Origin of the sequence: Rathayibacter sp. PhB127, from assembly GCF_003751665.1 — a bacterium.
GTDB classification, from domain to species: Bacteria; Actinomycetota; Actinomycetes; order Actinomycetales; family Microbacteriaceae; genus Rathayibacter; species Rathayibacter festucae.
On the sequence record NZ_RKHW01000001.1, the window covers coordinates 1,021,110 to 1,042,689 of the forward strand.

The window sequence follows — 21,580 nt, forward strand, 5'->3', positions numbered from 1 at the left end:
GAGCGCGGGGTCCCGGCGCTCCCACCGCGCGCTCGGGAACCTCCCAATCCGTGTCCAGAATGCTCCAAGTCCTCTGTGACAGTCTGAGCAGGTGACTCAGCAGATGCCCATGAACAACCGCCGGGGCGCCGTCTCCCCGACGATCCCGCGCGGCGAGATCCTCGCCACCTTCGACACCTACGAGAAGGCGCAGCAGGCCGTCGACGTCCTCGCCCGGGCCGACTTCCCGGTCAAGCAGCTGGCCATCCTCGGCAACGACCTCAAGAGCGTGGAGCGCGTCACCGGCAAACTGACCTGGGGCCGCGTCGCTCTGGCCGGCGCCGCCTCGGGCGCCTGGCTCGGCGTCTTCCTCGGCCTGCTGCTGATCATCTTCTCGCCGGCCACCGAGTTCTCCTTCCTCATCGCGGCCGTGCTGCTCGGTGCCGGCTTCGGCATGCTCTTCGGCCTCGCCTCCTACGCGGTCAACCGCCGCCGCCGCGACTTCACCTCGACGATGCAGGTCATCGCCACCAGCTACTCGGTGATCGTCGACCCCGAGGTGGTGAACCGCGCGCGCAACCTGCTCGACGGCACCCCCGCCGAGTCGACGGCGCCGGTCTGGTCGCCGCCTCCCGCGGACGCGGAGCCGGTGCCGATCCGTCCGGAGGACGAGCGGCGCTGACCCACCTCGAAGGCCCCCGGAGCGATTCGGGGGCCTTCTTCGCGTCCGGGCCATGGTGACCGGACCGTCCTGATCTGACGGCCCGTGCGTCGGGCCGTCGCCTCAACGGGCGGCGGAGCCCACCGGAGGCAGGACGATGTCGACCGCGAGGCCGTGCGGCTCCCGGTTGGAGAGCGCCACGGTCCCGCCCCCGGAGAGCACCGTGGTGTGCACGAGGGCGAGACCCAGGCCGCTGCCGCCCGAGGCGATCGTGCGCGAGTCGTCGGGACGGGAGAAGCGATCGAAGGCGACCGGGATGAACTCCGCCGGCATGCCCGGTCCGTCGTCGGAGACCGTCAGCAGCAGCCGGCCGTCCTTCTGCGCGAGCGCCGCGACGATCGTCCCGCCGTGGCCGATCGCCTGGATCGCGTTGCGGACGAGGTTGTCGATCACCCGGCCGAAATCCTGAGTGGCGACGGCGTAGAGCCGGGCGGGCTCGCGCTCGTCGATCTCGTAGTCGATCTCGACGTCCGACTCGGCGGCGAGCAGCCGGGTGCGGTCGACCGCGCCGACCAGCTCGTCGACCAGCTCGGCGAAGGGCGAGGCGGGCCGCGCCGAGCGGCTCTCGATCCGGGAGATGTCCAGCAGTGCGGACGCGAGGCGGACCAGGCGGTCGACGCTCTTCTGCGCGTCGAGGATCACGCGGTCGACGGCGACCGGGTCCTCGACGCGGTGGTGCGCGATCTCGAGCTGAGCGGAGAGGGCGGCGAGCGGCGTCCGCAGCTCGTGGCTGGCGTCCGAGACCATCTGCTTCTCCCGCGCCAGGGAGGCGGTCTGCTTGGCGAGGAACGCATTGAGAGTCTCGGCGAGCTCGTCGATCTCGTCCCGGGTGCCGACGACCGGCAGCTGATCGCCGGGAGTGGGGTCGGCGGCGATCTGGTCGGCGCGCGCGCGCATCCGGCGCACCGGGGCCAAGGCCGCTCCGGTGAGGATCCAGGAGGCGAGCCCGAAGGTGACCACGAGGAAGATCGCGGCGTAGACCAGGACGTGCGCGAAGTCGTCGAGCACCAGCTGCGACGCGGCCTGGTCGCGGGCGGTGGCGACGCTCCAGGTGCCGTCCTCGCCGTCCACCGCGGTGATACGCACCAGGTAGCGCGTGGTGGCGGTGGCGACCTCGGTGTAGCGCGGCACTGCGTCGGCCGCGCGCTCGCGCAGCTCCGCCTGCACCGAGCGGCGCACCTCGGTCGGCATGGTGGTCGCGTCGACCGCGCCGTCCGGGGTGATCGCGAGATAGAGCTGACCCGTGGAGGAGTCCCGGACCCGGGGGACGTCGCCCGCCGCGATGTCCCGCCGGATCTCGTCCTCGATCGAGACGAGGATCGTCCGCTCGCTGCGCTCGACGATCCCGGTGACGACCTGGTAGAAGAGCATCGCCGCGAGGGCGAAGAGCACGGTTGCGACGGCGACGGAGCCGACCGTGATCCTGGCGCGGATCGACAGGGCTCCCGAGCGCCGCCTCGCGGCACGCGCCGCGGCGAGCGGGCTCGGGGCGGCCATGCGGCTACTCGACCGGGCGGAGGAAGTAGCCCTTGCCGCGCACCGTGACGATGCTGACCCCGGTGTCCTCGGCGGGCAGCTTCTTGCGGAGGTAGCTGACGTACTGGTCGACGATGTTGTTGTCGACGATCTCGCCGCCGCCCCAGATCTCGGAGAGGATGCGCTGGCGGGTGACGACCGATCCGACCGGCGAGATCAGCAGCTTCAGCAGCTCGAGCTCCTTCGGACTGACGTGGATGCGCGTGTTGTCGGCGGTGCGGCGGATGCTCGAGCCGTCCACGGTGATGCGGCCGACCTCGATCGAGGTGGACATCAGCGAGGGGCTCCGCCGCAGCAGAGCCCGCAGCCGCGCGTTCAGCTCGGTGAACGCGAACGGCTTCGTCAGGTAGTCGTCGGCGCCGGCGTCCAGGCCGAACACGCGGTCCTCGACGGAGTCGCGGGCGGTGAGCAGCAGGATCGGCGTGGAGCGGCCCAGCTCGCGGATGCGCCGGCAGATCTCGAAGCCCGACATCGCGGGGAGCATCACGTCGACGATGGCGGCCGAGAACTCGGCGTTGCTGAACGCGACGAGCGCGTCGATGCCGTTCGTCGTCAGCTCCGCCTCGTAGCCGGCGTCTTCTAGGCCGCCCACGAGTGCTTCGCCCATGGCTGGATCGTCTTCGACGACAAGGATCTTCACGCGCTCACCCTACGACGCCGCTCTCAGGAACGCGGTGTGCGCCGAGCGCGTTTCGAGTGACTTCGGCAAGGACGGGCCCGTGAGACGGACCCCTACGAAACTCAAGCGACGGATGACTTCTCGCTGTCCGTCGGACGAACTCGCGCTCGCGACCGTGATTTTGCCTCATTTCACGCCAAACGATACCAATCAGACTTCGGCACGAGTACGAATAGGACTCGACGTCTCCCGGCGAGGCATGTGCACCCGAAGCGCAATCCGTCTGACGGAACTTCGCGACGTCGACGAAACGGTGATCCCCATGCCCGCACCTTCGAATTTGCCCCGACAGAATCAACAGCGCCCGGAGGCGACCGACGTCGTGCGTCCCGCTCCCTCACGGCGCCGTGCGACCGTGAGTTCCTTCATATTGATCTGGAGCCGAGTCATGCTGTCGGTCGTTCTGTGGCTGGTCGCTCTGCCGATCATGCTCCTCCTGCTGCCGTTCCAGCGACCGGTCGAGCGGCAGCGAGCGTCGATGCCCGTCGTGTCCGACCCCACCAAGAGCGACTAGCCCGAGTCAGATCGTCCGATTCGGCTTGTCCACATCGAGGTGGTCTGTAGTCGACCATCGTCAGCGGGGGATGGGTCCGGGCTAGTGTCTCCGAGCGACCATGCCACGCGCGCTGACGATGTGGCGCGGGAATCTGCGGGCAGCTGCTAGAGCGCCCTCGTTGTCGGCCGTGCAGGCACTCCTACGGCCGATTCATCTGCCGGAACGTCCCGGACCACGACTGCTCCTGCACCGATGCGCGATCGGCTGCCGACGGTAACGCCACCGATTATCGTCGCGCGCGCTCCGACGTAGACGTCATCGCCGATCGTCGGGGTGCCGCCCTTCGACTCGCCCAGCGTCACTCCGTGGTAGATGTACGCGTTTCGGCCGATTACGGTTCGTGGATGAAGTATGACCCCACGCCCCCAGTGGGGAAGTCGCAGTCCCGGGCCGATCTGCGCGGTAGCCGGGAGCTCGGCGCCCACGATGGCACGAGTCCAGAGGAAGTCGGCGAGGCGAAACAGGAGGTACAACGGGAAGCGAGCCTTCGGGCCGGTGGCGTACTGGCCGACCCGGAAGATGAGGACCGTCAGCCGGTCGGACGTGCGTCCCCGAGCGGCAAAGTCTCCCCGGATGTTGGCTCGAAGCTCCGCGAAATTCATGCAGGTGAGTCTGGTTGCGGGGTCACGCAGTGTCCAGCGGCGGGCGTGGATCACCTGCAGTGCGGCGCAGGACGGCGCTCTGTTGTGCCGCGTGGTCCTCCCAGCGAAAGGGAGTGTTTCGCCTCGGTCACGTCGGCTGCAGGACCGACGGATCCCAAATCGGCGACGGCGCTCGGTCTGCGACGGAATGAGCCTCCCGATCGCGATGTCCCGCCAAGGGTCGGCCAGTCGCGGCGGTCATCTTGCCCACCCTCATTGTTCCCGTGGCTGCGCGAACGACGACGGCCACTACAGCTGAACACGGACGACGAGGACCCCCACTGGCGGCAAGACCGCGGAGGCCGTCGGCGATCCCTGCAGTGTTCGGTGCGCGCCTCGGCCCTCTCCTTGCGGTGACAGCGTCGTATATTCCGGCTCCGCAGGGTGTTCTAGCCACCCCGACTGCACGCCATTCGATCTGAATCCTTGGGGCAGGCATTTCGCACCCCGGTGGACGCGCCGTCCCGCGACAATTTTGCCCCTAGCAGCGACTTGCGAACGAGCGGTGCCGCCGATACGGCAGCCTTCTGACGTCCCCCGCTGCGATCGCTACGAGCTCCGCTGCGTCCGGGTGATCGGATGGAGCGGCGGCGATGACCTACCGAGCCCTCGACTCCGTCCGGGCCTGCGCCGCACTGCTCGTCCTCGTCGCCCACGTGCGGCAGGCCTTCCTGATCCCGGCCGGTGAGACGCGGCTCGGTCCCGTCGACAGCGCGCTCTATGCGCTGACGTCCCTCGGTCACGGCGCCGTCATCGTCTTCTTCGTCCTGAGCGGCTTCTTCGTCGGCGGCTCCGTGCTCAGCTCCCTCTCCCGCGACGCCTTCAGCTGGACGAGGTACCTCACGTCCCGACTGACCCGGCTCTGGCTCGTCCTGATCCCGGCCCTCGTGCTCACCGCCGTCCTCGACGCCGTCGGCGTCGCCTTCCTCGCGGACCGGCCGCAGTACGCGCCGGGGGGTTCCGCCCAGGTCGACGGCGGCGTCCTCGGTGCGCTGGGCAACGTGATCTTCCTCCAGCCGCACCTGGTCCGGCCCTTCGGCACCGACCAGCCGCTCTGGTCGATCGGCTACGAGGCCGGCTACTACCTCCTGTTCCCGCTGCTCCTCGTCGGGCTCACGCGCGGCTCTCGGCAGCGGAGAGTGCTGTGCGCCGGGGCCGCCGTCGTGATCGTCTGCGTTCTCGGGCCGGCGGGCACCGGCCTCTTCCTCGCCTGGCTCGCCGGCGCGGCGGTCGCCTGGAAGGGATCGGCGGCCACGCGGTTCCTCTCCCGACTCGGACCGAAGGGCACCGCCGCCTCGATCCTCGCGGTGCTGCTGCTCCTGATCGCGGCGATGTCGGTCGATCGCCTCGCGAAAGCAGGGACGGACGATCTCGGCTGGACGACGTGGGCGACGACGGTCGCGGCGGCGGCCCTCGTCGTCGTGCTGTGCCACTCCGAGGGGACTCCGGACAAGGGTCTCGACCGCCTGCTGCGCGGCGGCACCTGGGTCTCGGGGTTCTCGTTCTCGCTCTACGCGACGCACGTGCCCGTGCTGATGCTGCTCCACGCGCTGCTGTTCCCGCCGCCGTCGGCCCGGTGGCAGCCGTCGGCGGCGAGCTGGGCGGCCGTCCTCGCTCTCGCACTCCTCGCCTGCGCCGTGGGCTGGGCCTTCGGCGCGCTCACGGAGCGGAGGACCGAGGCCGTGCGCGCCCGGGTGCTCGGCATCGTCGAGCGTCTCCGGCGACGGCGGCGCGCGGCCACAGGCGGCGGCTGATCGGCCGAGGACCCTGACCTGGTCGGGACGGTCGTCAGAGAAGGCGAGCGGGAGCGAGGGAGGCCCGGCTGCGCTGCTTTCCGCGTGATTCCGGGCCTTCGAGAGTGGTGCCCCCAGTAGGATTCGAACCTACGCCCCTGCCTCCGGAGGGCAGTGCTCTATCCCCTGAGCTATGGGGGCCAGGAGTGCCTGTCAACATTAGCACCCGGGGTGGGCGCTGCCGGACGCCCTGGCGGGCCGTGCGGTCGTGCCACGATGGAGGCATGCTGCGCACCGTCTCCGCCTCGCTGGGCCTGCGACTGAACGGGCCGACCGACCTGATCTTCCTGATGGCGGCGACACCGACGGGAGACGAGTTCGAGGACTCGTTCACCGTCACTCTGGACGGCGAGCCCGTCCCGGTGCGGGAGTTCCCGGCGCGGCACGGCGCGCGGGTGCACCGTGTCGCGGCGAACGCCGGGGCGATGCAGGTGGAGTACCGCGGTCGCGTCTCCGGGCGCGGTGTGCCGGACGAGCCGAGCGAGCTCGAGCTGGTCGAGTACCTGCGGCCGAGCCGCTACGCCGAGACGGATGCGCTCGGCGGGATCGCCCGGCGCGAGTTCGGCCGGGCGCGGGGCTTCGAGGCGCTCGCCGCGGTCGAGGAGTGGGTGCACGCGCACCTCTCCTACGTCTACGGCTCGACGGTCGCGACCGGGGGAGCCGCGCAGGTGATCGAGAGCGGGCAGGGCGTCTGCCGCGACTTCGCGCACACCGTCGTGGGGCTGCTGCGCGCGCTCGACATCCCGGCGCGGGTGACCGCCGTCTACGCTCCCGGCCTCGAGCCGCGTGACTTCCACGCGGTGTCGGAGGCCTGGGTCGACGGGGCCTGGCACGTGGTCGACGCGACACGGCTCGCTCCGCGGCCGTCGATGCTCCGGATCTCCTCCGGCCGCGACACCGCCGACACCGCCTTCCTCAGCAGCTACCTCACCGACCTGCGGCTCGAGACGATGAACGTCGAGGCGACCTGCGACGAGGTCATCGAGGACGACCACGTCTCGCCGGTGCGCCTGGGCTGAGCGGCCCCACCGACCGCGGCGGTCAGTCGGCGAGGGCGTCCAGCGCCGCGCGCACGAGCGGCTCCGGGTCGCCCGGCTCGACGAACGACGCGCTCGACGCCTCGAGCCAGTGGTCGCCGATGAAGGCGTCCGCGATGCCGCGGCTGTCGGCGACCTCGTAGTAGCCCTCGATCTCCGGCGGCCGGCCGTAGGTCGGGACGGCCTCGCTCGTGGTGAAGAACTCGTTCTTGAGGGCCTCGATGACGGCCGGGTCGAGCCGGGCGACCGCGAGCTGGAAGTCGGCGCCCTCGGAGTCGGCCCAGCCGCAGACCAGGCCGTCGTAGCCGGCGATCTCGGCGGAGACCGCGGTCGGCTCCACCGCGTCGCTGGGGGAGAAGCTCGCCCAGAGGCCGGTCAGGGCGGAGGCGGGCACCAGCTGCTCGCAGGTGACGGGAATCGGAGTGCCGGTGACCGCGTCGCTCGCGCTCGGCGCCGGATCCGCGGCCGGCGCGCAGCCGGCGAGGGCCGCGACGGCGACGATCAGGGCGAGGGCGGCGGGTCGGCGCATGCGCTGCACCCTAGCAATCGCGGCGGTCGGGGCGCCGGGGCGCGGGCGGGTGGAGTGCTGGCGGCAGTGGATCTCGATACGCCGGCTGCGCCGGCTACTCGATCAGCAGAAGGAGAGGGGCTGCTCGATCCGGAGGAAGAAGGCGCGTGGGGACCGGCCGGTAGAATCGTGCTCCGTGACTCCCGAACAGCTCGCCGCCTCCCTGCACGCCCTCGTCCTCGACGCCGTGCAGCGACGGGGGAGCGACGCCGAGGTCGCGCTCGGCGACGTCGTGCTCGAGCGGCCGAAGAACCGCGACCACGGCGACTGGGCCTCGAACATCGCGATGAAGATCGCGAAGAAGGCCGGGGCGAACCCGCGCGAGCTCGCGACCGAGCTCGCCGAGGGCCTCGGCGCGATCGACGGCGTCGCCTCGGTCGAGGTCGCCGGCCCCGGGTTCCTCAACGTGCGGCTCGACGCCGCCGCGGCGGGCGCGCTCGCCGGCGCGATCGTCGACGCGGGCGAGGCCTACGGCACCGGCTCCGCCTACTCCGGACTGAAGATGAACCTCGAGTTCGTCTCGGCCAACCCCACCGGCCCCATCCACATCGGCGGGACCCGCTGGGCGGCCGTCGGCGACAGCCTGGCCCGCGTGCTGATCGCGCAGGGCGCCGAGGTGACCCGCGAGTACTACTTCAACGACCACGGCGCGCAGATCGACCGCTTCACCCGGAGCGTCCTCGCCGCCTACCGCGGCGAGCCGACGCCCGAGGACGGCTACGGCGGCGCGTACATCGCCGACATCGCCGATCGCGTCGTCGCGGCCTACCCGGGCGACCTCTCGGTCCTGCCCGAGGCCGAGCTGAACGAGACCTTCCGCTCGATCGGCGTCGACCTGATGTTCGGCGAGATCAAGCAGAGCCTGCACGAGTTCGGCGTCGACTTCGACGTCTACTTCCACGAGAACTCGCTGCACGAGTCGCGTGCCGTCGAGCGGGCGATCGAGCGCCTCCGCGAGCTCGGCCACATCTTCGAGGCCGACGGAGCGACCTGGCTGCGCACCACGGACTTCGGCGACGACCGCGACCGCGTCATCATCAAGAGCGACGGGGAGGCGGCCTACATCGCCGGCGACCTCGCCTACTACCTCGACAAGCGCGAGCGCGGCTTCGACCGGGCCATCATCATGCTCGGTGCCGACCACCACGGCTACATCGGCCGGATGATGGCGATGTGCGCGGCCTTCGGCGATACCCCGGGCGTCAACCTCGAAATCCTGATCGGGCAGCTCGTCAACCTGCTCCGCGACGGCCAGGCGGTCCGGATGTCCAAGCGCGCCGGCACCGTGGTGACGATGGAGGACCTGGTCGAGGCCGTGGGCGTCGACGCCGCGCGCTACTCGCTGGTGCGCTCCTCGGCCGACTCCTCGCTCGACATCGACCTCGACCTGCTCACGAAGCGCAGCAACGACAACCCCGTCTACTACGTGCAGTACGCGCACGCCCGCACCCGGCAGGTGGCGGCCAAGGCGGAGGCGTCGGGCGTGCCGCGCGAGCCGTTCGCCCCCGAGACGCTCGTTCACCCGAGCGAGTCGGCACTGCTGGGCGGGCTGCAGGAGTTCCCGCGGATCGTCGCCCTGGCCGCCGAGCTGCGCGAGCCGCACCGTGTGGCCCGCTACCTCGAGGAGATCGCCGGTCTCTACCACCGCTGGTACGACAACTGCCGCGTGGTCCCGCAGGGCGACGACCCGATCGAGGCCGTGCACTCGACCCGCCTGCGCCTGAACGACGCGACGGCGCAGGTCCTGCGCAACGGGCTCTCGTTGCTCGGCGTGACCGCTCCGGACCGGATGTGACCGCCGCCGATGCCGGTGAGCCGCGCCGCGGCCGCCGGATCGCGATCGTCGCCGTGATCGTGATCGTGCTGCTGGCGGTCGCCGCCGTCGTCGGCGACGTGCTCGCCCGCCGCGCGGTCGCCGACACCGCGGCGTCGAGCATCCGGGAGGCGCTCTCGCTCCCCGCGGACCACCCCGTCGAGGTCGAGGTCGCCGGCTGGGCGGTGCTGCCGCAGCTGATCGCCGGCTCGCTCGACCGGCTCGACATCCGCAGTGAGGACGTCGCGTTCGGCGACCTGAACGGCGATGTCGACGCGACTCTCGAGGGCGTCCCCGCGAGCGGCGACGGTCCGCTCGAGGCGGGACGCGCGACCGTGGCCCTCGACCCCGACTCGGTGAGCACGCTCGTCGCCGCCCGGAGCCAGGTGCCGATCGACGGTGTCACGCTCGACCCGCCGCTGGTGCGCGTGAACACCTCGGTCGACGTGCTCGGGCTCACCCTCGCCGCGGGCGTCGGCATCGAGCTCGGCGCGGCCGACGGCGCGATCGAGCTGACGCCGTCCGAGGTGACGGCGGGCGGCACCACGATCAGTGCCGCCGACGTCGAGGACCGCTTCGGCGCCGTCGCCGAGGGGCTGCTCGCCGCGCGCTCCGTCTGCATCGCCGACGCCGTGCCGCAGGGGCTCGCGCTCACCGACGTCGCCGTGACGGCCGACTCGCTGAACGCCTCCTTCGACCTCTCTCCGACGTTCCTCAGCGACCCGGCGCAGCAGGAGACCGGCGTCTGCTCCTGACCCGGGACGGACGCGCAGCGCACGACCGGTAGGATCGGAGCCCTGTGCCCGCGTGTCCCGCGGGCCGAACGCCGGCAGTGCGCGCACCGAGAGCACTGCCACCGACAGCACTCTCAAGGATCTTGCTGGCTTCAGGGGTCAATCCGGACTCGCTCGCCACGCAGTGACGCTCCCACTCTCTCCTGTGAGGTCTCACCCGTGGCACACGCCGACGCACCCGTCCGCGCCCCCCGTCATCCCCTCGCTCCGGACTGGCTGCACCGCCCCGAGGACGCGAACGCGCTCGCCGACGGCGTCTGGTCCGGCGGCACGCTCCGCTCGGCGGACGGCGGTCTCGAGATCGCCGGCGTCGCGGCGACCGAGCTGGCCGCCCGCTTCGGCACCCCGCTCTACGTCGTCGACGAGGACGACGCCCGCCGCCGCGCCGTCGCGACGCGCGAGGCCTTCGAGCGCGAGCTCGGCCGGATCGGCACCGGCGTCACCGTCTACTACGCAGGCAAGGCGTTCCTCTCCACCGAGGTCGCGCGCTGGATGCGCGCCGAGGGCCTGAACATCGACACCTGCAGCGGGGGAGAGCTCGCCGTCGCGCTCGCCGCGGGCGTCGAGCCCGAGCACATGGGCCTGCACGGCAACAACAAGTCGCTCGCCGAGATCGATCGGGCGGTCGAGGCCGGCGTCGGCGCGATCGTCCTGGACAGCGTGCTCGAGATCGAGCGGGTCGCCGCGGCGGCCGAGCGCCACGGCCGCGTCCAGCCGGTGCGGCTCCGGGTGAACAGCGGCGTGCACGCGCACACCCACAGCTTCCTGGCCACCGCGCACGAGGACCAGAAGTTCGGCATCACCCTCGAGGACTGCCCGGACGCCGTCGCGCGGATCCGCTCGCACGGGAGCCTGCGCTTCCTCGGCCTGCACTGCCACATCGGCTCGCAGATCTTCGGCTCGGCCGGCTTCGCCGAGTCCGCCTCGCGACTGCTCGCGGTGCACGCGGGGCTCCTCGCCGACGGCCCGGTCCCGCAGCTCAACCTCGGCGGCGGCTTCGGCATCGCCTACACGAGCGCCGACGATCCGACCCCGATCGACGACATCGCCGCGGCGATCGCGGACGCGGTCGGCGAGCAGTGCGCGAGCCGCGGGATCCCGGTGCCGCACATCGCCATCGAGCCGGGCCGCTCGCTGATCGGGCCCGCCGGGCTGACCCTCTACGAGGTCGGCACCATCAAGGACGTCGCGGTCGGCACGGACGGCGTGCGCCGCTACGTCAGCGTCGACGGCGGGATGAGCGACAACGCGCGGCCCGCCCTCTACGGCGCGGACTACACGGCGCGGATCGCCAACCGCGTCTCCGACGCCGAGCCCGCCCTCGTGCGCGTGGCCGGGAAGCACTGCGAGTCGGGCGACATCGTCGTCCACGACGACTTCCTCCCCGCCGATGTGCAGCCGGGCGACCTGCTCGCCGTCGCCGCGACCGGCGCCTACTGCTGGTCGCTGTCGAGCAACTACAACCACCTCGGCCGCCCCCCGGTCGTCGCCGTCCGGGACGGAGTCGCGCGCGTCATCGTGCACGGCGAGACCGAGGACGACCTCCTCCGCCGCGATGCCGGCATCGAACGAAAGGCCATCCTCCGATGATCGAGTACCGCAGCCTCCGCGTCGCCCTGCTGGGCGCCGGGTCCGTCGGTGCCCAGGTGGCACGCCTCCTGCTCGACCACGGCGACGAGCTCGCCCAGCGCGTGGGGGCGCCGCTGGAGCTCGCCGGCGTGGCCGTCCGGGACCTCGACGCGCCGCGCACCGCGGACATCCCCAAGGAGTACCTCACCACCGACGCCGAGGCGCTGATCCTCGGCGCCGACATCGTCGTCGAGCTGATCGGCGGCCTCGAGCCGGCGCGCAGCTACATCCTCAAGGCGATCTCCTCCGGCGCCGACGTGATCACCGCCAACAAGGCGCTGCTCGCGGCGCACGGCAACGAGCTCTTCGAGGCCGCCGACCAGGTGGGCGCGCAGCTCAACTACGAGGCCGCGGTGGCCGGGGCGATTCCGATCATCCGCCCGCTGCGCGACAGCCTCGCCGGCGACCGGGTGCACCGGATCCTCGGCATCGTGAACGGCACCACCAACTTCATCCTCGACCGGATGGACACCGAGCACGCCACCCTCGAGGAGGCGCTCGCGCTCGCCACCGAGCTCGGCTACGCCGAGGCCGACCCGACCGCCGACATCGAGGGCTACGACGCCGCGCAGAAGGCGGCGATCCTCGCCCGGCTCGCCTTCCACACCGACGTGCCGGTCTCGCTGGTGCACCGCGAGGGCATCACCGGCGTCACGCAGCAGCAGGTCGAGCAGGCCCGCGCCTCGGGCTACGTGATCAAGCTGCTCGCGATCTGCGAGCGCCTCGTCGACGCGAAGACGGGGGAGGAGGGCGTCTCTGCGCGCGTCTACCCCGCGCTCGTGCACCGCTCGCACCCGCTCGCCGCCGTGCACGGCGCGAACAACGCCGTCTTCGTCGAGGCGGAGGCGGCCGGCAGCCTGATGTTCTACGGCGCCGGCGCCGGCGGCGTCGAGACCGCCTCGGCCGTGCTCGGCGACGTCGTCTCGGCCGCCCGCCGCCACGTCGTCGGCGGTCCGGGCCTCGTCACCAGCGCCAGCTCCGGACTCCCGGTGCTGCCGATCGGGCACGTCACCACCCGCTACCAGGTGACGCTCGAGGTGCTCGACCGCCCCGGCGTGCTCGCCCAGATCGCCGGCGTCTTCGCCGAGCACGGGGTCTCCGTCGAGACGCTCGTGCAGACGCCGCCCGTGCTCGACCCCCTCGCCGACACCGGTGCGGAGCGGCGCGAGCCGACCGCTACCCTGGTCATCGGCACGCACGCCGCGGCAGAGTCCGATCTGGCGGCCACCGTCACCGCTCTCCAATCCCACGGGTTCGTCGGCGCCGTGACGTCCGTTCTACGAGTTGAAGGAGCCTGAGATGGCCAAGCAGTGGCGCGGAGTCCTGCACGAGTACGCGGACCGCCTCGATGTCACCGAGGCGACCCCCGTCATCACGCTCGGCGAGGGCGGCACCCCGCTCATCCCGGCGGCGGCTCTCTCGGCCCGCACGGGCGCGAAGGTCTGGGTCAAGTACGAGGGCATGAACCCGACCGGCTCCTTCAAGGACCGCGGCATGACCATGGCGATCTCGAAGGCCGTCGAGCACGGCGCGAAGGCCGTCATCTGCGCCTCGACCGGCAACACCTCCGCCTCCGCCGCGGCCTACGCGACGCACGCCGGCATCACCGCCGCGGTGCTCGTGCCCGAGGGCAAGATCGCGCTCGGCAAGCTGAGCCAGGCGATCGCGCACAACGCGCAGCTGCTGCAGGTCCAGGGCAACTTCGACGACTGCCTCGACATCGCCCGCGACCTCGCGAAGAACTACCCGGTGCACCTGGTCAACTCGGTCAACCCGGACCGCATCGCCGGCCAGAAGACCGCGGCCTTCGAGGTCGTCGAGGTCCTCGGCGACGCGCCGGACTTCCACATCGTCCCGGTCGGCAACGCGGGCAACTACACCGCCTACTTCCGCGGCTACTCCGAGGAGCTCGAGCGCGGCGAGTCGACGAAGCTGCCCCGCATGTTCGGCTTCCAGGCCGAGGGCTCCGCGCCGATCGTGCACGGCGCGGTCGTCCGCCACCCCGAGACCATCGCCAGCGCGATCCGGATCGGCAACCCGGCCTCGTGGGAGCTCGCGCTCAACGCGCGCAGCGTCAGCGACGGCTACTTCGGCGCGATCAGCGACGAGAAGATCCTCGAGGCGTACCGCATCCTCGCGGGCGAGGTCGGCGTCTTCGTCGAGCCCGCCTCCGCGATCAGCGTCGCCGGCCTGCTGGAGCGCGCCGAGGCGGGGGCGATCCCCAAGGACGCCACCGTCGTGCTGACCGTCACCGGCCACGGCCTGAAGGACCCGCAGTGGGCCCTGCGCACCGCGGACGGCGAGGACATCACTCCGACCGTCGTGCCCGTGGACACCGCGGCGATCGCCGACGTGCTGGGGCTGGCCGGCGCATGACCTCGGCGGTTCCCGTCGGCCGCACCGTGCACGTCAAGGTCCCCGCGACCTCGGCGAACCTCGGCCCCGGGTTCGACACGCTCGGCCTCGCGCTCTCGGCCTACGACGAGCTCGAGGTCACGGCCGTCACGGCGACGGGCGCCCGGGTGTCGGTGCACGGCGTGGGCGAGGGCGAGGTGCCGACCGACGAGACGAACCTCGTCGTGCAGGCCATCGCCTACACCTTCGCCGACCAGCGGCAGGAGATGCCGGGCATCGACGTGACCGCGCGCAACATCATCCCGCACGGCCGCGGGATGGGTTCGTCCGGGGCCGCGATCGTCTCGGGCATCATGGCCGCGAAGGGTCTGCTCGACGGGATCGTCGAGCTCGACTCCGACGACCTGCTCCGGATCGCGACCGAGATGGAGGGGCACCCCGACAACGTCGCGCCGGCGCTCTTCGGCGGTCTCACCATCGCGTGGGTCGAGCCGGGTGCCGAGGGCGGGCCCGAGGCGCCGCTGCGGCCGCGCTCGAAGAAGCTGATGGTGCATCGCGGCGTCTCGCCGGTCGTCTTCGTGCCCGAGCACACCATGTCGACGCGGCTGGCGCGCTCGCTGCAGCCGATCAGCGTGCCGCACGAGGACGCCGTCTTCAACGTCTCGCGCTCGTCGCTGCTGATCGCGGCGCTCATCCAGAGCCCCGAGCTGCTGTTCGCGGCGACCGAGGACAAGCTGCACCAGAACTACCGGGCGGCGGCGATGCCGCAGACCTCCGAGCTGATCGCGCTGCTGCGTTCGCACGGGTACGCGGCCGTCGTCTCCGGCGCCGGACCGAGCGTGCTCGTCCTGTGCAGCGACCCCGCGCAGCGCCTCGCCGCCGCGGATCTGGTGGCGAAGCAGGCGCACACGCCCTGGCGCGCGCACATGCTGGCCGTCGACTTCAAGGGTGCTACAGTGGGGATCGCATCCCGAGGAGCCGCGTAACGAGCGGAATCTGTCCGACGGATCGTCCCGATAATCACGGCCATCACATCGTGTGAAGGGCGCCCCTGCTTCTCTTGCAGATCAGCGCCTGGTCGCTCGTGCCCTCTCTGCGCTTCCCGAGGCAGGTCGAGCCGGCGACCGAGAGCATCGCGTGGATCAGAACTCGCGATGGACCCGCACGGCTGATGTGCTCTCCCGGTGAGCGATCGCTCCCGGGGGGAAGGAACCCCTCTCCAGTGACAGATGTCAACACCCGCGGTACCGCCGCGGACACCAACGCCGATCTCATCGGCCTCCGCGTCGCGGAGCTCCAGGCCCTCGCGACGAGCCTCGGCATCGGCGGAGCCTCCAAGCTCCGCAAGGGCGAGCTCGTCTCGGCCATCTCGGACCTCCGCGCCGGTGCGGACTCCGAGGGCGCCGAGCCCGCCGCTCCCGCCGAGGAGCAGGCGCCCGCCGAGCCCTCGGTCGCCGAGCAGGCCTTCGCCGAGCCGGCCGAGGCCGAGCCCGTCGTCGACGGCACGAGCGTCGAGGCCGAGCCCGCCGACGTGGCGGAGCAGAGCGCCCCGGTGCTCGAGGCCCCCGCCGAGGTGCCCGCGCCCGCCGAGAGCACGGAGGCGGACACCGCCGACGTCCTCGAGCAGGCCGCCGCCACGACCGAGGAGCCGGCACCCGCCGCCGCCGAGGCCGCACCGGTCGAGCTCGAGCTCCCCGTCGTCGCCGAGCCGGTCGCCGAGCCCGCCGCCGAGCGCGCGCCCCGTCGTCGCGGCTCGCGTCGCGCCTCCAGCGGCACGGTCGCTGCCGGCGAGCACCTGAACGTCCCGGCCGGCAGCGGTGTCGAGTCGCTCATCCCCGAGCTCCCGCCCGTCATCGAGCAGGTCCCCGACGCCGAGCAGGCGCCGCGGCCCGTCATCGAGATCGAGCTGCCCAACGGGCCGGAGTCGGACGACTCCTCCCGCGAGGGCGGCCAGCGCGAGCGTCGCGGACGCCGTCGCAGCCGCGGCGGCAGCGCCGAGCAGAACGAGCAGCCCGAGACGACCGACGCCGTCGAGTCCGCCGCGCAGGACTCCGGCGACGAGCCGGACTCCGGCGACCGCCAGGACGAGCAGCAGAACTCCGGCGACCAGCAGAACGACGGCCAGCAGAACGGCGGCGACCAGCAGGGCACCGGCCGCGGCCGCAACCGCCGCAACCGCAACCGCCGCGGCGAGGACCGCCAGGCGAACGACGGCCAGCAGAACGGCCAGGGCGGCAACGCGCAGAACAACGGCGGCCAGAACAACGGTCAGAACGGCAACGGCCAGAACGGCGCCGCGCAGAACGGCAACGGCCAGGCGCCGTCGAACCAGGGCGGCAACCAGGGCAACCAGGGCGGTCAGCCGCAGGGCGGCAACGGGCAGAACGCCCAGGGATCCTCGCAGAACGGCCAGCAGGCCGACGGCGAGGACGGCCGCCGCAGCCGCTACCGCGACCGCAAGCGCCGCGGGGGAGCGGTCGGCGACGACTTCGAGCCCGAGATCAGCGAGGACGACGTCCTCATCCCGGTCGCCGGCATCCTCGACGTCCTCGACAACTACGCCTTCGTGCGCACCACGGGCTACCTGCCCGGTGTCAGCGACGTCTACGTCTCGCTCGGCCAGGTCAAGAAGTACAACCTGCGCAAGGGCGACGCCGTCGTCGGCGCGATCCGCCAGCCCCGCGAGGGCGAGGGCGGCGGCCGCCAGAAGTACAACGCCATCGTCCGCGTCGACTCGATCAACGGCCAGACCGTCGACGAGGCCGCCGCGCGCGTCGAGTTCCACGACCTCACGCCGCTCTACCCGACCGAGCGCCTGCGCCTCGAGACGGAGCCGGGCAAGCTGACCCAGCGGATCATCGACCTGGTCGCCCCGATCGGCAAGGGCCAGCGCGGCCTCATCGTCGCGCCGCCCAAGGCCGGCAAGACGATCGTCCTGCAGCAGATCGCCAACGCGATCGTGCAGAACAACCCCGAGGTCCACCTCATGGTCGTGCTCGTCGACGAGCGTCCCGAGGAGGTCACCGACATGCAGCGCACCGTGCGCGGCGAGGTCGTCGCCTCCACGTTCGACCGCCCGGCCGAGGACCACACCACGGTCGCCGAGCTGGCCATCGAGCGCGCCAAGCGCCTCGTCGAGCTGGGCCACGACGTCGTCGTGCTGCTCGACTCGATCACCCGCCTCGGCCGCGCCTACAACGTGACCGCCGCTCCCTCGGGCCGCGTGCTCTCGGGTGGCGTCGACGCGTCGGCGCTGTACCCGCCGAAGAAGTTCTTCGGCGCGGCGCGCAACATCGAGAACGGCGGCTCGCTCACCATCCTCGCGACGGCGCTCATCGAGACCGGCTCGAAGATGGACGAGGTGATCTTCGAGGAGTTCAAGGGCACCGGCAACATGGAGCTCCGCCTCTCGCGCCACCTCGCCGACAAGCGGATCTTCCCCGCCGTCGACGTGAACGCGTCGGGCACCCGCCGCGAGGAGATGCTCCTCAGCTCGGACGAGGTCAAGATCACCTGGAAGCTGCGCCGCGCCCTCGCCGGGCTCGACCAGCAGCAGGCGCTCGAGATCATCCTGTCCCGCCTGAAGGAGACGTCCTCGAACGTCGAGTTCCTGATGCAGGTCTCGAAGTCCGCCGTCGGCCCGACCACCGCGAACCACGGCAACGGCCACCACTAGCTGCCCCGACGTCCGCGGTCGCCCCTCCGGGGGCGGCCGCGGACGTTTTCGCGTCCGTCGGCACCTGCGGTGCGGCTCTGCAGTCGAGCAGCCCGCAGTGCGGGCCGCCCTGTTCTTCATTCAGCCTGCGAAGCGGGCCGCTCAGGCTGGTCGAGTAGCCCGCGCAGCGGGCGTATCGAGACCCGCCCCGCCGAGCACGTCGGTCTCGATACGGTGCCTGCGGCACCTGCTCGACCAGCATGTGCTGCCGGTCGAGCAGCCCACCAAGCGGGCCGTCCATGCTGGTCGAGCAGCCCCCGCAGCGGGCGTATCGAGACCCACCCCTCCACCACCACCCGGAAACCAGGAACCCATGTTCGAATCCGTCAGCGTCCTCCTCGCCGAGCACGAGGACCTCCAGACGCAGCTGTCCGACCCCGCCCTGCACGCCGACGCCGCGCGGGCGAAGAAGGTCAACCGCCGCTACGCCGAGCTGAACCAGATCAAGTCGGCGCACGCCGCCTGGATCCAGGCCGGCGAGGACCTCGAGGCCGCGCGCGAGCTCGCCCGCGAGGACGACGCCTTCGCCGAGGAGGTGCCGGAGCTCGAGGAGTCCCTGCGCGTCGCGCAGGAGAAGCTGCGCCGCCTGCTCATCCCGCGCGACCCCGACGACGGCCGCGACGTGATCATGGAGATCAAGGGCGGCGAGGGCGGCGCCGAGAGTGCGCTGTTCGCAGCGGACCTGCTCCGGATGTACCTGCACTACGCCGAGGCGAAGGGCTGGAAGACCGAGATCCTCGACCGCGACGAGTCCGACCTCGGCGGCTACAAGAACGTCCAGGTCGCCATCAAGAGCAACGCGACCGACCCGTCGCAGGGCGTCTGGGCGCACCTGAAGTACGAGGGCGGCGTGCACCGTGTGCAGCGCGTCCCCGTGACGGAGTCGCAGGGCCGCATCCACACCTCGACGACCGGCGTGCTCGTCTTCCCCGAGGTCGACGCCCCGGAGGAGGTCGCGATCAACCAGAACGACCTCAAGATCGACGTCTACCGCTCCTCCGGCCCCGGCGGCCAGTCGGTCAACACCACCGACTCCGCGGTGCGGATCACCCACCTCCCGACCGGCATCGTCGTCTCGATGCAGAACGAGAAGAGCCAGCTGCAGAACCGCGAGGCCGGCATGCGCGTCCTGCGCGCCCGCATCCTCGCGCGCCAGCAGGAGGAGATCGCCGCCGCCGCCTCGGACGCGCGCAAGACGCAGATCCGCACGATGGACCGTTCGGAGCGCATCCGCACCTACAACTTCCCCGAGAACCGCATCGCCGACCACCGCACCGGCTACAAGGCCTACAACCTCGACGGCGTGATGAACGGAGCGCTCGACCCCGTGGTCGAGAGCGCGATCCAGTTCGACGAGGAGGCCCGCCTGGCCGACATCGGCTCCGACGAGTCGTGAGCGCGGTGACGATGGACCTCGACGCGCGTGCGCTCCTCGCGGACGCCGTCGCCCGCCTGACCGCGGCGCGCGTGCCCACCCCGGACGTCGACGCCGAGCTGCTGCTCGGCCACCTGCTCGGCCTCGGCCGCGGGACGCTCCAGGCGCGGCTGATCACCGGTCTCCCGCTCGACGAGACGACCCGCGACGCCTACGATCACGCGATCGAGCGCCGGGCCTCGCGCGAGCCGCTCCAGCACATCACCGGCGTCGCGCCCTTCCGCTCGCTCGAGCTCGCGGTCGGTCCCGGGGTCTTCGTGCCGCGGCCCGAGACGGAGGGAGTGGCGCAGCTCGCCATCGACGCCCTCCGTGCCGTTCCCGACGAGTCGCCCATCGCCGTCGACCTCGGCACCGGTAGCGGAGCTCTGGCACTCGCGCTCGCGCACGAGGTCCCGCACGCGCGGGTGATCGGCGTCGAGAACTCCGTGGACGCCTTCCTCTGGGCGCGCGGCAACCGCGACCGCCTGGGCCTCGAGAACGCCCGCATCGTCTTCGTCGACCTCGCGGACGCGCTGCCCGAGCTCGACGGCACGGTCTCCGTCGTCGTCTCCAACCCGCCGTACATCCCGTCGGCGGCGATCCCGCGCGACGTCGAGGTGCAGCGCTACGACCCGCCGGCCGCGCTCTACGGCGGCGAGGACGGTCTCGACGTCGTGCGTTCGCTCTCGCGGACGGCGCTGCGACTGCTGCGGGCCGGCGGAGTGCTCGTCATCGAGCACGGCGAGCTGCAGGGGGCGGAGATCCGCGCGCTGCTGACGGCGGACGGCTGGCGCGGGGCGACCACGCAGCGGGATCTGACCGGGCGCGATCGGTCGACGGTGGCGGTGCGCTGAAGGCGTCTCGCTAGCAGCAGGGGCGGGACGACAGAATGGGTCTGACTGCCCTGCTACCGTGGCCGGATCCACGGACACGAGAGTGATCGGATGCGGGAGGTCGGCATCGACAATGAGCACCCTGGGCCCAGGGCCCATCGGCGGTGGCGGCAGCGAACGAGGGTTACAGCCGTTCTTCTCGCACTACTGATCGTGGTCGTGGTTGTTGTGGCCGAGCTAGATGTTGCGCAGCAATCGGGGACCTCGCCTCACTCAACCGCGTGCACTTCTCCTTCCGCCTCGGTCTCACAGTCGCCTGCGCAGGTTGCGCCGTCGACGACGACCTCTCCAGCGGAGGTGGAGTACCTCGGCGATCGAAAATATCTGCGCGGAGTCAATGTTTTCGATCTGCAGTCCCGTGTGAGTGTCGGCGTCGATTGCACGGCGCGCAATCCGGCGTCGAGCTATTCCTTCCTCGCTGCTCGAGGAGTCGCTCTCGTGCGGCTTGCAGTTCCGTGGAGCTTCCTCCAACCGCAGAGAGCTGGCGAGTCTACTGACGAGGCATTGTCCCGAGGGCTCGATCCGTCTGCTGTCCATGTGCTGCGGACGGAAATCGCGTCGGTAGGGGCAGCGGGCATGCGTGTGGTGCTTGATCTGCACAATAACGGCACCTACCCTTCCAGTCAGGGTGAATTCCCCTCCGGGACCGTGTGGTTCGGGAACGGAATCTCCAAGTCGCAGGCGCAGGAGATCTGGCGGAAACTTTCGGATAAATTCAGGAATGATCACGTCGTGGCCGCCTACGACATCTTCAATGAGGTACGACTATCGATGGTGAGCGCTGAAACCTACCGGAATTATACGCAAGCGGTCGTCGACGCGATCAGGGCAAACGGCGACACGCATACTCTGTGGGTCGAGGGGATGAAGGAGGCGGCGACTGGCGGTGTGGCGCAGATCGCTCCGGGGGGCCCATGGATCAGCGATACACTCGACCGTGTCGTGTACTCGCAGCACTTCTACCCCGGCGGTACCGGAACGGCCCTCCGCCCCAACACCGCGGCATCCGCTGCAGACGAGGCCTTTCTCGCCGCGCTGACAGAGTTCGGGACTTGGTGCCGTCGGTACGACGTGCACTGTTCGATCGGCGAGGTTGGCTGGCCAAGTGACGAGAGCCTGGACATCTCGAGGGATGACAGATCGTCGTGGAGTTCTCTCGGTGAGAAATTCTACGCGCTCGCAGATGCTTACGGCATGGACATAACGTACTTCGCTTCGACGCGGAAGAGCTCCTGCGGGTGGCTGATGGCATATTGCGGAAACGGCGATGAGATCGACGATGCGCGCTCACAGAGCGCAGTGATTGAAAAACACCTCTCACGTTGACTACTCAGCCGCTCGCGCATTCTGGCCGAGGCGGAATCTACCCCTCTCCAGGGGGGCAAAAACAGGTCAAGATTCCTCAGTGCGGCCGCCGCGATCCCGGAGGAGTCGAAACTCTTGGTCACGAGGTTTGC

The 21,580-nt window shown here is 71.0% G+C and carries 18 protein-coding genes and 1 tRNA gene; 14 read left to right on the forward strand and 5 right to left on the reverse strand.

The window, feature by feature from the left end; translation table 11 throughout:
- The first annotated feature begins 109 nt into the window (after nt 1–109).
- Nucleotides 110–661, forward strand: a complete 552-nt coding sequence (locus EDF22_RS04980) for a general stress protein (RefSeq protein ID WP_185038735.1) — start codon at nt 110–112, stop codon at nt 659–661.
- Nucleotides 662–763: 102 nt separating this feature from the next.
- Here the strand turns inward: EDF22_RS04980 and EDF22_RS04985 are convergent, their stop codons facing one another.
- Both EDF22_RS04985 and EDF22_RS04990 read right to left on the reverse strand, forming a co-directional pair.
- Nucleotides 764–2,197 (reverse strand): cell wall metabolism sensor histidine kinase WalK, encoded by a 1,434-nt coding sequence (locus tag EDF22_RS04985; protein ID WP_123702838.1) that lies wholly within the window; start codon nt 2,195–2,197, stop codon nt 764–766.
- A gap of 4 nt (nt 2,198–2,201) precedes the next feature.
- A complete protein-coding gene (locus EDF22_RS04990) occupies nt 2,202–2,876 on the reverse strand; it encodes a response regulator transcription factor (RefSeq protein ID WP_260300519.1) in 675 nt (224 codons plus the stop codon).
- A gap of 427 nt (nt 2,877–3,303) precedes the next feature.
- Between EDF22_RS04990 and EDF22_RS21225 the strand changes: the two genes are divergently transcribed.
- On the forward strand, nt 3,304–3,429 hold the full coding sequence (locus EDF22_RS21225; RefSeq protein ID WP_260303297.1) for a hypothetical protein: 126 nt from the start codon (nt 3,304–3,306) through the stop codon (nt 3,427–3,429).
- Nucleotides 3,430–3,575: 146 nt separating this feature from the next.
- Here EDF22_RS21225 and EDF22_RS21470 read toward each other — a convergent pair whose 3' ends face one another.
- A complete protein-coding gene (locus tag EDF22_RS21470; RefSeq protein WP_123702840.1) occupies nt 3,576–4,073 on the reverse strand; it encodes a serine O-acetyltransferase in 498 nt (165 codons plus the stop codon).
- Nucleotides 4,074–4,705: 632 nt separating this feature from the next.
- On the opposite strand from EDF22_RS21470, the gene EDF22_RS05000 reads away from it, so the two are divergent.
- A complete protein-coding gene (locus EDF22_RS05000) occupies nt 4,706–5,866 on the forward strand; it encodes an acyltransferase (RefSeq protein WP_123702842.1) in 1,161 nt (386 codons plus the stop codon).
- A gap of 105 nt (nt 5,867–5,971) precedes the next feature.
- Here the strand turns inward: EDF22_RS05000 and EDF22_RS05005 are convergent.
- Nucleotides 5,972–6,046 (reverse strand) — tRNA-Arg (locus EDF22_RS05005).
- Nucleotides 6,047–6,129: 83 nt separating this feature from the next.
- Between EDF22_RS05005 and EDF22_RS05010 the strand changes: the two genes are divergently transcribed.
- Nucleotides 6,130–6,924 carry a transglutaminase family protein gene (locus tag EDF22_RS05010; RefSeq protein WP_123702844.1) on the forward strand — a complete coding sequence of 265 codons (795 nt, stop codon included), beginning with the start codon at nt 6,130–6,132 and terminating at the stop codon, nt 6,922–6,924.
- Nucleotides 6,925–6,946: 22 nt separating this feature from the next.
- Here EDF22_RS05010 and EDF22_RS05015 read toward each other — a convergent pair whose 3' ends face one another.
- The gene (locus EDF22_RS05015; RefSeq protein ID WP_123702846.1) at nt 6,947–7,471 is read right to left on the reverse strand and encodes a hypothetical protein; all 525 of its coding nucleotides are present in this window, start codon (nt 7,469–7,471) and stop codon (nt 6,947–6,949) included.
- 175 nt (nt 7,472–7,646) lie between these two features.
- Between EDF22_RS05015 and argS the strand changes: the two genes are divergently transcribed.
- From argS to EDF22_RS05065, 10 genes are all read left to right on the forward strand, one after another.
- The gene (gene argS / locus EDF22_RS05020) at nt 7,647–9,305 is read left to right on the forward strand and encodes an arginine--tRNA ligase (protein ID WP_132435770.1); all 1,659 of its coding nucleotides are present in this window, start codon (nt 7,647–7,649) and stop codon (nt 9,303–9,305) included.
- The gene (locus EDF22_RS05025) at nt 9,302–10,078 is read left to right on the forward strand and encodes a DUF2993 domain-containing protein (RefSeq protein ID WP_123702848.1); all 777 of its coding nucleotides are present in this window, start codon (nt 9,302–9,304) and stop codon (nt 10,076–10,078) included. The genes argS and EDF22_RS05025 overlap by 4 nt, the downstream gene beginning before the upstream one ends.
- A gap of 198 nt (nt 10,079–10,276) precedes the next feature.
- On the forward strand, nt 10,277–11,707 hold the full coding sequence (lysA, locus tag EDF22_RS05030; RefSeq protein ID WP_123702850.1) for a diaminopimelate decarboxylase: 1,431 nt from the start codon (nt 10,277–10,279) through the stop codon (nt 11,705–11,707).
- Entirely contained in the window at nt 11,704–13,044 is a 1,341-nt protein-coding gene (locus EDF22_RS05035; RefSeq protein WP_123702852.1) for a homoserine dehydrogenase, read from the forward strand. The genes lysA and EDF22_RS05035 overlap by 4 nt, the downstream gene beginning before the upstream one ends.
- Before the next feature lies 1 nt (nt 13,045).
- The gene (thrC, locus tag EDF22_RS05040) at nt 13,046–14,122 is read left to right on the forward strand and encodes a threonine synthase (RefSeq protein ID WP_123702854.1); all 1,077 of its coding nucleotides are present in this window, start codon (nt 13,046–13,048) and stop codon (nt 14,120–14,122) included.
- Nucleotides 14,119–15,087 (forward strand): homoserine kinase, encoded by a 969-nt coding sequence (gene thrB, locus EDF22_RS05045; RefSeq protein ID WP_123702856.1) that lies wholly within the window; start codon nt 14,119–14,121, stop codon nt 15,085–15,087. Before thrC ends, thrB begins: the two co-directional genes overlap by 4 nt.
- A gap of 236 nt (nt 15,088–15,323) precedes the next feature.
- On the forward strand, nt 15,324–17,777 hold the full coding sequence (gene rho / locus EDF22_RS05050; RefSeq protein ID WP_260303302.1) for a transcription termination factor Rho: 2,454 nt from the start codon (nt 15,324–15,326) through the stop codon (nt 17,775–17,777).
- A gap of 352 nt (nt 17,778–18,129) precedes the next feature.
- Complete coding sequence (prfA, locus tag EDF22_RS05055; protein WP_123445476.1) at nt 18,130–19,212, forward strand: peptide chain release factor 1; 1,083 nt, start codon at nt 18,130–18,132, stop codon at nt 19,210–19,212.
- Nucleotides 19,213–19,223: 11 nt separating this feature from the next.
- Entirely contained in the window at nt 19,224–20,084 is an 861-nt protein-coding gene (gene prmC / locus EDF22_RS05060; RefSeq protein ID WP_123704727.1) for a peptide chain release factor N(5)-glutamine methyltransferase, read from the forward strand.
- A gap of 336 nt (nt 20,085–20,420) precedes the next feature.
- The gene (locus tag EDF22_RS05065) at nt 20,421–21,449 is read left to right on the forward strand and encodes a glycoside hydrolase family 5 protein (protein WP_185038737.1); all 1,029 of its coding nucleotides are present in this window, start codon (nt 20,421–20,423) and stop codon (nt 21,447–21,449) included.
- Nucleotides 21,450–21,580 lie beyond the last annotated feature (131 nt).